Origin of the sequence: Nocardioides sp. NPDC092400 (assembly GCF_040684155.1) — a bacterium.
Lineage (GTDB): Bacteria > Actinomycetota > Actinomycetes > Propionibacteriales > Nocardioidaceae > Nocardioides.
The window spans coordinates 1-11,444 of the sequence record NZ_JBFBFJ010000013.1 but is presented as its reverse complement, the minus strand read 5'-3'; the positions used below and the strand labels follow the sequence as shown (position 1 = coordinate 11,444).

At 74.6% G+C, this 11,444-nt stretch carries 11 protein-coding genes, 1 rRNA gene and 1 pseudogene; 12 read left to right on the top strand and 1 reads right to left on the bottom strand.

Annotated features, from left to right (window positions below):
* Together rrf and AB0N29_RS20830 are read left to right on the top strand one after the other, a co-directional pair.
* Positions 1–88, top strand: a 5S ribosomal RNA gene (rrf, locus tag AB0N29_RS20835); the annotation flags it as partial.
* Positions 89–280: 192 nt separating this feature from the next.
* A complete protein-coding gene (locus AB0N29_RS20830; RefSeq protein ID WP_364870177.1) occupies positions 281–658 on the top strand; it encodes a single-stranded DNA-binding protein in 378 nt (125 codons plus the stop codon).
* On the opposite strand, the gene AB0N29_RS20825 is transcribed toward AB0N29_RS20830, so the two are convergent.
* The gene (locus AB0N29_RS20825; protein WP_302266742.1) at positions 633–1,757 is read right to left on the bottom strand and encodes a DUF1015 family protein; all 1,125 of its coding nucleotides are present in this window, start codon (positions 1,755–1,757) and stop codon (positions 633–635) included. The two genes, AB0N29_RS20830 and AB0N29_RS20825, sit on opposite strands and share 26 nt — an antisense overlap.
* Before the next feature lie 47 nt (positions 1,758–1,804).
* Here AB0N29_RS20825 and AB0N29_RS20820 point away from each other — a divergent pair, with 47 nt between their 5' ends.
* The 10 genes and pseudogenes from AB0N29_RS20820 to AB0N29_RS20775 all read left to right on the top strand — a co-directional run.
* Positions 1,805–2,815 carry an HAD-IIA family hydrolase gene (locus tag AB0N29_RS20820; RefSeq protein ID WP_364870173.1) on the top strand — a complete coding sequence of 337 codons (1,011 nt, stop codon included), beginning with the start codon at positions 1,805–1,807 and terminating at the stop codon, positions 2,813–2,815.
* 10 nt (positions 2,816–2,825) lie between these two features.
* The gene (locus tag AB0N29_RS20815; protein ID WP_302266740.1) at positions 2,826–3,056 is read left to right on the top strand and encodes a hypothetical protein; all 231 of its coding nucleotides are present in this window, start codon (positions 2,826–2,828) and stop codon (positions 3,054–3,056) included.
* A gap of 7 nt (positions 3,057–3,063) precedes the next feature.
* Complete coding sequence (locus tag AB0N29_RS20810; protein WP_302266739.1) at positions 3,064–3,903, top strand: TlyA family RNA methyltransferase; 840 nt, start codon at positions 3,064–3,066, stop codon at positions 3,901–3,903.
* On the top strand, positions 3,900–4,844 hold the full coding sequence (locus tag AB0N29_RS20805) for an NAD kinase (RefSeq protein ID WP_302266738.1): 945 nt from the start codon (positions 3,900–3,902) through the stop codon (positions 4,842–4,844). The genes AB0N29_RS20810 and AB0N29_RS20805 overlap by 4 nt, the downstream gene beginning before the upstream one ends.
* 1 nt (position 4,845) lies before the next feature.
* Positions 4,846–6,612 (top strand): DNA repair protein RecN, encoded by a 1,767-nt coding sequence (gene recN, locus AB0N29_RS20800; protein WP_364870167.1) that lies wholly within the window; start codon positions 4,846–4,848, stop codon positions 6,610–6,612.
* 109 nt (positions 6,613–6,721) lie between these two features.
* Positions 6,722–7,906 carry a putative cytokinetic ring protein SteA gene (gene steA, locus AB0N29_RS20795; RefSeq protein ID WP_364870164.1) on the top strand — a complete coding sequence of 395 codons (1,185 nt, stop codon included), beginning with the start codon at positions 6,722–6,724 and terminating at the stop codon, positions 7,904–7,906.
* On the top strand, positions 7,903–8,796 hold the full coding sequence (locus AB0N29_RS20790; RefSeq protein ID WP_364870161.1) for a copper transporter: 894 nt from the start codon (positions 7,903–7,905) through the stop codon (positions 8,794–8,796). Before steA ends, AB0N29_RS20790 begins: the two co-directional genes overlap by 4 nt.
* A 31-nt stretch (positions 8,797–8,827) precedes the next feature.
* Positions 8,828–10,525, top strand: coding sequence for a CTP synthase (locus AB0N29_RS20785; RefSeq protein WP_364870158.1), 1,698 nt, complete (start codon positions 8,828–8,830; stop codon positions 10,523–10,525).
* Between the two features lie 106 nt (positions 10,526–10,631).
* Entirely contained in the window at positions 10,632–11,249 is a 618-nt protein-coding gene (locus tag AB0N29_RS20780) for an NUDIX hydrolase (RefSeq protein WP_364870155.1), read from the top strand.
* Between the two features lie 85 nt (positions 11,250–11,334).
* Positions 11,335–11,444: pseudogene (locus AB0N29_RS20775) on the top strand (alanine dehydrogenase); the annotation flags it as partial.

The window sequence follows — 11,444 nt, the reverse complement described above, 5'->3', positions numbered from 1 at the left end:
CGGTCCCATCCCGAACCCGGAAGTTAAGCCTTTCAGCGCCGATGGTACTGCAACCGCGAGGTTGTGGGAGAGTAGGACGCCGCCGGACAACACTTGAAGAACAGCGCCATCCCTCCGGGGATGGCGCTGTTCTGCATTTGCAGGTGATTCTCGCCCATGCCGTGCGGGCGCCAGTTGTCGTCCACCGAGCCGGCTCGGGCTCGAGCGTCCACAGGTGAGGCGGGTCGAGCGTCGGGACGTCGGCGCTGGCACCGAGCGTTGGTCCCGGAGGTGATGTGCAATGTCTGCACGCACGAAGGAGAAGGTCAGCGTTGCCGGGGGCCCCGTCGAGCACGTGAACGAGGTGCGGCTGGTCGGCCGGGTGTCGCTCGCTCCGCACGAGCGGGTGCTGCCCAGCGGGGACGCGGTGTGGGTGTTCCGCCTGGCGGTGACGCGCACGGGGGACCCCGGCCGCTCGAAGCAGACCGTCGATGCGCTGGAGTGCGCGGTGTGGGCGGCCCGCCCACGCCGTTCCGTCGCCGGCTGGCGGGTGGGCGACGTCGTCGAGGTGACCGGCTGCCTGCGCCGGCGGTTCTTCCGTGCGGGCGGAGCCGCCGCCTCCCGGACCGAGGTCGAGGTTCGGGCGGTGCGGCTCATCCGTCGGGCAGCGACCGGATGAGGACCCCGAGGCTCGGCTTGGGCTGGAAGGACGTCGCCTTCTCAGGCAGCAACCGGTCCGCGGCGACGATCCGCAGGACGGTCTCCACCCCCGGGGCGGGCAGCAGCACGGCGGTGCCTGCCTGCGGCGAGGCGTGGGCCAGCGCGTCCTCGGCCGAGTGGTGGTAGCCGATGCGGTGCGGGCCCCGCGGGAGCGCCGGCACCAGGTCCTCGTGCAGGACCTCCACCGGCAGGCGGGAGTGGTCGACGGTCACCTGGAGCGACGCCCAGCGCCGCCCGTCGGTCACCACCAGGGTGTCGGGTGCGAGGGCGTCGACGGCGGCGAGGTGCGCACGCTCGCGGAACCGGGCGCCGACCGCGTCGGCGGCTGCGCGGACGTCGTCGAAGTGGCTCCCGGCCAGGGTCCGGTGGATCGCGCCCAGGAACAGGGGGGTGTCGTCCTGGTCGACCAGCATGGCCAGCCCGCGGTCGTGGGCCGTGCCGGGGAAGCGTCGCTGGAGGCGGAGGTAGGCGCCGTACCGGTGGTGGCCGTCGGCGATGAGCGCCCGCGCGCCGCGGAGCTGCGTCGCGACGGCCCGGAGGCGCTCGGGGTCGCGCACCGCCCAGACCCGGTGCTGCTGCTGCGCGCGGTCGGTGAACTCCGACTCCGCCGGTTCGGCCTGCACCCTCGTCAGGAGGTCGCGCAGCTCGGAGCTGCCGCGGTGCACGAGCAGGATGGGTGCCGGGTTGAGCCGCATCTGCTCCATCCGGTCGGCCAGCTCGTCGGCCTGGGTGGGGTGAATGCCCTCGTGGGGGAGGACCGCTCGGTCCTCGGGCCTCCCGGCCCGCCTCGAGACGTCGAGCGCGCCGACCAGCCCACGGACGGTGATGCCGCCGGCGGTGTACTCGTGGAGGTACAGGGCGGGCTCGTGGTCCCGGGTGAGGTGCCCGCGCTCCTGCCACTGGGCGAGCCGGCCCGGCACGGCTGCGTACGGACGGGCGAAGGCGCGCGCCGACGCCGGGTCGCCCACGCGGCGGGGAGCGAGCCGGAGGGCCGCGAAGGGTCGGAGCTCCAGGGGACCAGCCACGTAGGGCGGTGTCACCACTGCGCTGGAGTCCATCGACGCATCGTAGGGTGCGTCGACAACGACGCCCGGAGGAGGCAAGCGTGCTCGGCAGCTCGGTGACCGCCCTGGTCGAGGCCCACGACCTGGCGATGCTCGACCTCGACGGTGTCGTGTACGTCGGCGGCGAGGCGGTGCCCGGAGCGCCCGACCACCTGGCTCAGGCCCGTGCTGCTGGCATGCGCCTGGCGTTCATCACCAACAACGCGTCCCGCACGCCCGCGACCGTGGCCGAGCACCTCACCCGGCTCGACGTGCCCGCGGGCCCGGAGGACGTCGTGACGTCGGCGCAGGCCGCTGCACGCGTGCTCGCCGAGCGACTTCGCGCGGGTGCCTCGGTGGTCCTGCTCGGTGCCGCCGGGTTGGAGGAGGCGGTACGGGCCGAGGGGCTGGTCCCGGTCGGCGTGGAGGACGAGGCCGAGGCGCTGGTCACCGGGTACGGCCCGGACGTGCTGTGGCGGGACATCATGCGGGCGTCGGTCCGGGTCCGCGACGGCCTGTGGTGGGTGGCGTCGAACACCGACATGAGCATCCCGACGGCGTACGGCGCGGCTCCGGGGCACGGCGTGCTGGTCGACACCGTCCGCCGGTTCGCCGGGGTGGACCCGGTCGTGGCCGGCAAGCCGCAGCGTCCGCTGCTCGACGAGACCGTGCGTCGTGTCGGTGGCGAGCGACCGTTGATGGTGGGCGACCGGCTCGACACCGACATCGAGGGTGCGCGTGCTGCGGGGATCGACTCCCTCCTGGTGCTGACCGGCGTGACCGGCCTGCCCGAGCTGCTCGCCGCGCGGCCCGAGGAGCGTCCGACGTACCTGGCCCCGGACCTCGCCGGCCTGCTCGAGGCGCACCCGTGCGCGGAGCCTGCCGAGGACCGGTGCGTCGTGGGCGGCTGGACCGCGGGGGTGGTCGACGGCCGGTTGCAGGCGCGTGGTGACGGCACCCCGGGTGACTGGTGGCGTGCCGTGGCGGTGGCGGGCTGGGCGCACGCCGACACGACGGGGGAGCCGCCCGACGCCTCGGGGCTGACGCCGCCCGCGACCGGCGGCGAGAGGTAGCCTCGCCCGCATGAGCGAGCAGCCCGACCTCCCTGCCGAGGGGACGAGCCCGTCCGAGCCCGTCCGCACCGGCGTGGAGCGGGTGGACCAGGTGATCGCCGCCGTCGAGGGGCTCGAGGAGCGCCCGCTCGAGGAGCACGTCGGCGTGTTCGAGACCGTCCACGACGAGCTGCGGCGCGCGCTGGACGCCGACCCGGGACCCGCCGACGACGCCGCCCCGCCGGCCGGCGACCCCGCCTGAGACCGCCGTGCCTCCTCGTCGCCTGCGGCTCGACGCCGAGCTGGTCCGCCGTGGGCTGGCGCGCTCCCGCGAGCACGCCAGCGAGCTGATCGCGGCGGGCCGGGTCACCGTCCAGGGCGCCCGGGCCACCAAGGCGGCGACCGGTGTGACCACCGACGTCGCGCTCGTCGTCGCGGACGACCCCGACCGCCCCGACTACGTCTCCCGGGGTGGCCACAAGCTGGCCGGTGCCCTCGCGGCGTTCGAGCCGCTCGGCCTGGCGGTCGCCGGCCGGCGCTGCCTGGACGCGGGGGCGTCGACCGGCGGCTTCACCGACGTCCTGCTCCGGCACGAGGCCGGCCAGGTGGTGGCCGTCGACGTCGGGTACGGCCAGCTCGCCTGGCGGCTGCAGCAGGACGAGCGCGTCGTCGTGCACGACCGCACCAACGTGCGCGAGCTCACCGTCGACCTGATCGGCGGTCCGGTCGACCTCGTCGTCGGGGACCTGTCGTTCATCTCCCTCGAGCTGGTGCTGGACGCGCTGCTCGGCGTGACGGCCGAGGACGGCGACCTGGCGCTGATGGTCAAGCCCCAGTTCGAGGTCGGCAAGGACCGGGTCGGCAAGGGCGGAGTGGTCCGGGACCCGGGCCTGCGCGCCGAGGCGGTGCTCGCGGTCGCCGACGCGGCGGCGCGGCGCGGCTGGGGTGCGCGGGCGGTGACGGTCAGCCCGTTGCCCGGTCCGTCGGGCAACGTCGAGTTCTTCCTGTGGCTGCGCCGCGGCCCGGCCACGGTGACCGCGGAGGACGTCCACAGCGTCGTGCGCGGCGGTCCGCCGTCGTCGGTGCCGGGTGAGAGGGTTGACCCGTGACCACGACCGAGCCGCCGACCCGGCGCGTCCTCATGCTCGCCCACACTGGGCGCGAGGAGGCGCGCGAGGTGGCGCTCGAGTTCTGCAAGGCGCTGAGCGCCAGCGGGATCGTGGTGCGCCTGCTCGCGGGCGAGGCGGCGGACCTGGGCCTCGACCCGACGGCGTACGACCCCTGCATCGAGATCGCCGAGGGCGAGGACGGCGCCGCGGCCGACTGCGAGCTGGCCGTCGTCATCGGGGGCGACGGCACGATCCTGCGGGCCGCCGAGATCACCTACCGCAGCCGGACGCCGGTCCTCGGGGTCAACCTGGGCCACGTGGGGTTCCTGGCCGAGGCCGAGGTCGACGACGTGGCCTCCACGATCGAGGCGGTCGTCGAGCGGCGGTACGTCGCTGAGGACCGGATGACCCTCGACGTGCGGGTCTTCCGCGACGGCGAGCTGGTCACCAGCACCTTCGCGGTCAACGACGCCAGCGTCGAGAAGGCCGCCCGCGAGCGGATGCTCGAGGTGGTCGTCGAGGTCGACGGCCGTCCGTTGTCCCGGTGGGGCTGCGACGGCGTGGTGTGCGCGACCCCGACCGGCTCGACGGCGTACAACTTCAGTGCGGGCGGCCCCGTCGTGTGGCCGGGCGTCGAGGCGCTGCTGATGGTCCCCATCAGCGCCCACGCGCTCTTCGCGCGGCCGCTGGTCGTGGCACCCACCTCGGTCCTGGCGGTCGAGGTGCTGGCGCGGACCGAGGGCGCGGGCGTCCTGTGGTGCGACGGCCGCCGGACCGTGGACCTGCCGCCGGGCGCGCGGATCGAGGTGCGCCGCGGCGAGCACCCGGTGCGGCTGGTGCGGCTGCACGACTCGCCGTTCACCGACCGGCTGGTGGCCAAGTTCGGCCTGCCGGTCGAGGGCTGGCGGGGACAGGCAGAACGACGACGACGGGAGGTCTGAGGTGCTCGAGGAGATCCGCATCGGGTCGCTCGGCGTCATCGACTCCTCGACGCTCGAGCTCGGACCCGGACTGACCGTGATCACCGGCGAGACCGGTGCCGGCAAGACGATGATCGTGACCGCGCTCGGCCTGCTGCTCGGCGGCCGGGCCGACAGCGGCGCGGTCCGCTCCGGCGCCCGCGCCGCGCGGGTCGAGGGCGTGGTCGACGCCCGTGCGCTGGCGTCGTTCGCAGCAGCGGTCGACGAGGCCGGGGGAGCGGTCGAGGACGACCGGGTGGTGCTCGCCCGCAACGTGGCGGCCGAGGGCCGCTCGCGCGCGTTCGTCGGCGGGGCGTCGGTCCCGGTCGCGACGCTCGCCGAGCTCGCCGAGCCGCTGGTCGCCGTCCACGGGCAGTCCGACCAGCACCGCCTGCTGCAGCCCCGGGCCCAGCGCGAGGCGCTGGACCGGTTCGGCGGGGCCGTGGTCACCGAGCTGCGCGAGCGCTACCGCGAGACCTACCGCCGGCTCGAGGCGACCGAGCGAGAGCTCGGCGAGGTGGTCGCCAGTGCCCGGGACCGTGCTCGCGAGGCGGACCTCCTGCGCTTCGGCCTCGAGGAGGTCGAGCAGGTCTCGCCCGAGCCCGGCGAGGACGAGACCCTCGCCGCGGAGGAGACCCGTCTGGGCTTCTCCGACACGCTCCGGACCGCCTCCGAGGTCGCTCGCGAGGCGCTGTCCAGCGAGCAGGGCTCCCCGGACGCGCTCGCGACCGTCTCCGCCGCCCGGTCCGCGCTCGAGGGCGTGCGCGAGCACGACGCCGAGGCCGGTGAGCTGGCCGACCGGTTGGCGGAGATCACCTACCTGCTCTCCGACGTCGCCGCCGACGTCGCGTCGTACGCCACACGCATCGAGACCGACCCGGCCCGGCTGGCCGCGGTCTCGGAGCGTCGGGCGACGCTGACGGCACTGACCCGGAAGTACGGCGAGACGATCGACGAGGTGCTGGCCTGGGCCGAGACGTCGTCGCGGCGGCTGCTCGAGCTGGACGGCACCGACGAGCGGATCGAGCAGCTGCGGACCGAGCGCGAGTCGCAGCGCACCGAGCTGGGCTCGCTCGCGGCCTCCCTCAGCGAGGCCCGCACCGAGGCGGCGGGCCGCCTGGCCGAGGAGGTCACCGCCGAGCTCGGGCTGCTGGCGATGCCGCACGCGAGGATCAGCGTCGAGGTGCGCCAGACCGTGCTCGACCCCGCCGCCCACCCGGGTGGGCTCGCCGGCCCGCACGCGCCGCTGCCGGTCGGCGACCGCCACCTGCGCTACGGCTCGTCGGGCGTGGACGAGGTCGAGCTGCTGCTCGCTGCCAACACCGGGTCGGACCCCCGGCCGCTGCACAAGGGCGCGTCCGGTGGTGAGCTGTCCCGCGTCATGCTGGCGCTCGAGGTGGCCCTGGCCGGCACGAGCCCCGTGCCGACGTTCGTCTTCGACGAGGTCGACGCCGGGGTGGGCGGCACCGCCGCGGTCGAGATCGGCCGCCGGCTGGCCCGGCTCGCGCGCTCGGCCCAGGTGCTCGTCGTCACCCACCTGCCCCAGGTCGCAGCCTTCGCCGACCGGCACGTCGTGGTGGAGAAGTCCAGCGACGGCACGGTGACCAGCTCCGGGCTCACCGTCCTCGACGACTCCGCCCGGGAGCGCGAGCTCTCGCGGATGCTCGCCGGAATGACCGAGAGCGACACGGCGCTCGCCCACGCCCGTGAGCTGCTGGAGGTCGCCTCCACCGCCCGCGCCCTCGCCTGAGGTCGCGCCGGACCGGTCGACGCGGCTCGGGTGACCTCCACCACGCCGACGCGCCCGGCCGGGCACGGTCCGGCGAGGGGCAGGCGGCGCCTGTGACCATGGACGGGCCATGAGACTCACCACCCGACAGCAGACCGTCGACCTGCCCGGGGTGGTCGGGACGGCCCGCACCGACCGCCGTACCCGATCCCTGATCCCGCGGCTGCGGCCCGGCGACATCGCCGTCCTCGACCACCCGGCCCTCGACCGGGCCACGGCCCAGCGCCTCGTGGCCGCCGACGTCGCCGCGGTCGTGAACGCCTCGCCGATGGTCTCGGGTCGCTACCCGAACCTCGGCCCCGACGTCCTGCTCCGCGCAGGCGTGCCGATGGTCGACGGCCTCGGCGCCGCCGAGCTGGACGCGATCCCCGACGGCGCCCCGGTGCGGCTGCACGAGGGCCGGCTGCTCGACGCGACCGACGCCGGTGGCACGCGGGTGCTCGCCGCCGGCCGGGTCGTCGACGCCGACCGGTTGGCCGAGGACCTCGCCCGGGCCCGGCAGGGCCTGGCCACCCAGCTCGAGACCTTCACCCACAGCAGCACCGCCTTCCTCCACCGCGAGCAGGACCTGCTCCTGCACGGCATCGGCGTCCCGGCGCCGGCGACCCGGATCGCCGGCCGGACGGTGGTCGTCGTGGCCGGTGGGCACGACGTGGAGGCCGAGCTGCGGCGGCTGCGGTCCTACCTGCGCGAGCAGGAGCCGGTCATCGTCGCCGTCGGCCGCTCCGCCGACACGGTCGGGGAGGCCGGTCGTCGCGCGGACGTGGTCGTGCTCGACGCCGCCGAGCCCAGCGACGTGCCGACCGCGCGCTCGCTCAAGGCGGCCCGGGACGTCGTCGTGCGCACCGGCCGCGGCACCGACGGCAAGGAGACGGTCGACTCGCTGGACCGGCTCGGGGTCCGCGGGCTGCTGATGGAGACCGACGCCACCGCCGAGGACGCCGCCCTCGTGCTCGCCGACGCCGGCGACGCCTCGGTGGTCATCGGCGTGGGGATGCACGCGACGCTCGAGGAGTTCCTGGACCGCGAGCGCTCAGGCCTCGCCAGCACCTACCTCACCCGCCTCAAGCTCGGGCCCCGGCTGGTCGACGCCACGGCGGTGCCCTACCTCTACTCCGGGCGGGTGCGCCCCCACCACCTGCTCCTGGTCATGCTCGCCGGCCTGGTCGCCCTCGTCGCGGCCGTGGGCGTGACCCCCGTCGGCCAGGAATGGGCCGACCAGCTCTCCGACACCCTGCAAGGACTCCTCCCGTGATCACCTACCGCCACCACGTCGTCTCCCTCGTCGCCGTCTTCCTCGCGCTCGCCGTCGGGGTCGTCCTGGGCGGCGGGCCGCTCAGCGAGCTCGGCCGTGACGACGACCAGCAGGCGCCGGCCCGGACCGTCACCCAGCAGGCGCGCCTGGCGGCGGGGTACGGCGACACCTTCGCCGAGTCCGCCGCCGAGCGGCTCTACGACGGCGGCCTGGCCGACCGCCCGGTCGCGCTGCTCGCGATGCCCGGCGCCGACGACACCACCGTGGCCGGGCTCACCGAGCAGGTCGAGCTCGCCGGCGGGTCGGTGACCGGCCGCTACGACGTGCAGCCCGCGCTGGTCGCGGCGTCGGAGAAGGCCCTGGTCGACACGCTGGGCAGCCAGCTCGCCGCCGACCTCGGCGCGGGCGTCGTGGACGCCGAGGCGTCGACGTACGCGCGGATGGGCCAGCTGGTCGGCGTGGCCCTGGCCACCACCGGCGACGAGGGCAGCCCGGCCACCGACGAGGCCGAGACCGTCCGCCAGAGCCTCGCCGCGGCCGAGCTCGTGGTGTCGCCGGAGGGCGAGGCCTCGCGCGCGCCGGTGGTGCTCGCGGTCCTCGGGGACACCGCGGCGACCGAGGGCGAGCTCGCGGTGCTCGACGGGTTGCTGGGCGGGATCGCCGAGACCTCCGCGGGTGTCGTGACGGTCGGGGACACCGACTCCGCGCGCACCGGGGGAGTGCTCGCCGCGCTGCGCCGGGAGCCGGTCGCCGACGTCGTCACGACCGTCGACGGGGTCGAGTCGGCGCTGGGACAGGTCACCGCGGTGCTCGCGGTCCTGCGGCGTTTGTCCGGCGAGGGCGGGGCGTTCGGGGCCTCGGGAGCAGACGGCGCCGTGCCGTTGGGCTGACCGGGACGATCCTGGGATAGCATGGAGTCCCGTGAAGAACCCGACGCCCACCAAGCACGTGTTCGTGACCGGAGGCGTCGCCTCCTCGCTGGGCAAGGGTCTGACGGCCTCCAGCCTCGGTCGGCTGCTCCGCTCGCGCGGACTGCGCGTGACGATGCAGAAGCTCGACCCGTACCTCAACGTCGATCCCGGGACGATGAACCCGTTCCAGCACGGCGAGGTCTTCGTGACCAACGACGGTGCGGAGACCGACCTCGACATCGGTCACTACGAACGCTTCCTCGACACCGACCTCAACCAGATCGCCAACGTCACCACAGGGCAGGTCTACTCCAGCGTCATCGCCAAGGAGCGCCGCGGCGACTACCTCGGTGACACCGTCCAGGTGATCCCGCACATCACCAACGAGATCAAGGACCGCATCCGCGCCATGGCCGGCGAGGGCGACGACGCCGTCGACGTGGTCATCACCGAGGTGGGCGGCACGGTCGGCGACATCGAGTCGCTGCCCTTCCTGGAGGCCGCCCGGCAGGTCCGGCACGACGTCGGCCGCGACAACTGCTTCTTCATCCACGTCTCGCTGGTGCCCTACATCGGGCCCTCGGGCGAGCTGAAGACCAAGCCGACCCAGCACTCGGTCGCCGCGCTCCGCCAGGTCGGCATCCAGCCGGACGCCGTCGTCTGCCGCGCCGACCGCGAGCTGCCCGAGAGCATCAAGAAGAAGATCGCGCTCATGTGCGACGTCGACGAGGAGGCGGTCGTCACCTGCGCCGACGCCCCCTCGATCTACGACATCCCCAAGGTCCTGCACCGTGAGGGCCTCGACGCCTACCTCGTGCGGCGCCTCGACCTTCCCTTCCGCGACGTCGACTGGACGGCGTGGGACGACCTGCTGCGCCGGGTGCACCACCCCCGCGAGGAGGTCACGGTCGCGCTCGTCGGCAAGTACATCGACCTGCCCGACGCCTACCTCTCGGTCGCCGAGGCGCTGCGCGCCGGCGGCTTCGCGCACGAGGCGAAGGTCAACCTGCGCTGGGTGCCCTCCGACGAGTGCCAGACGCTGGCCGGTCAGCAGCGGCACCTCAGCGACGTCGACGCGATCTGCGTCCCCGGCGGCTTCGGCATCCGCGGCCTCGAGGGCAAGGTCGGCGCGCTGACGTACGCCCGCACGCACGGGATCCCGACCCTCGGCCTGTGCCTGGGTCTGCAGTGCATGGTGATCGAGTACTCCCGCAACGTCGCCGGTCTCGAGAAGGCCGACTCCACCGAGTTCGACCCCGGCACCGCCGAGCCGGTCATCGCCACGATGGCCGAGCAGAAGGAGTACGTCGAGGGCGCCGGCGACCTGGGCGGCACCATGCGGCTCGGGCTCTACCCCGCGCGCCTGGCCGACGGCTCGATCGTCCGCGAGCTCTACGGCGCCACGGAGATCCAGGAGCGGCACCGCCACCGCTACGAGGTCAACAACGCCTACCGCCAGCAGCTGCAGGACGCCGGGCTCGTGTTCTCCGGCACCAACCCCGAGCTGGACCTCGTGGAGTTCGTCGAGCTGCCCCGTGAGGTGCACCCGTTCTACGTCTCCACCCAGGCCCACCCCGAGCTGCGCTCGCGCCCGACGCGCCCCCACCCGCTCTTCGCGGGCCTGGTCGGCGCGGCGATCGAGCGGCAGCGCGAGCTGCGGTTCCCGATCGACGTGGACGCGCCCGCCGAGGCATCGGTCGAGGCCTGACCCGCCGGCCCGCCACGGCGGCCGGGGGAGTGGTCTCCCGGTCCGCGGTGCGGCCGACGCGACCTGGTGGGCGCCGGTCCGGAGGGGGCTGGGTACCGTCGCCGGCATGTCGACGCACGAGCTGGAGGACCGCCCGGAGCGGTGGTCGGTGACCGAGAGCAGCTACCTCTACGAGGGCGACTGGGTGGTCTCGCTCCGCGCCGACCAGGTACGCCGCGCGGGGGCCGAGGGCGAGGAGCCGTTCCGGCGGCTGGTGCTGGAGCACCCCGGCGCGGTGATCGTGCTGGCTCTCGACGACGGCGACCGTGTCCTGTGCCTGGCGCAGTACCGCCACGCCGCCGGCCGCCGGTTCGTCGAGCTCCCCGCGGGGCTGCTGGACGGCCCGGCCGAGGAGGAGCCGCTCGACGTCGCCCGCCGCGAGCTGCGCGAGGAGGCGCTGCTGGAGGCGGAGGACTGGACGCACCTGGCGACGACGTGGTCCTCGCCGGGGATCTCCGCGGAGGTCATGCACCTCTTCCTCGCCCGCGGCCTGAGCACGGTCGACCGGGGGGACTTCGTGCTGGAGCACGAGGAGGCCGACATGGAGACGTTCTGGGTGCCGTTCGCCGAGCTGCGCGACGCGGTGCTGGAGGGCCGGGTCGGCGACGGTCCGCTCGTGCAGGCGGTGCTCCTGGCCGAGGCGAAGGGGCTCGTCCCCGGGGCCGAGAACGACTCCGCACTGTGACCTGTGTGACACCTCCGAGCGGTAGGGTCGCGGCGTCGCCACAACGGTGTGGCGGCGTCCCCGGAGCAGACAGGAACCCACGCCCGTGAAGGTCGGTGTCCCGAAGGAAGTCAAGAACCACGAGTACCGCGTCGCGATCACGCCGATCGGGGTGCACGAGCTGGTCGCGCACGGCCATGAGGTGCTGGTCGAGGC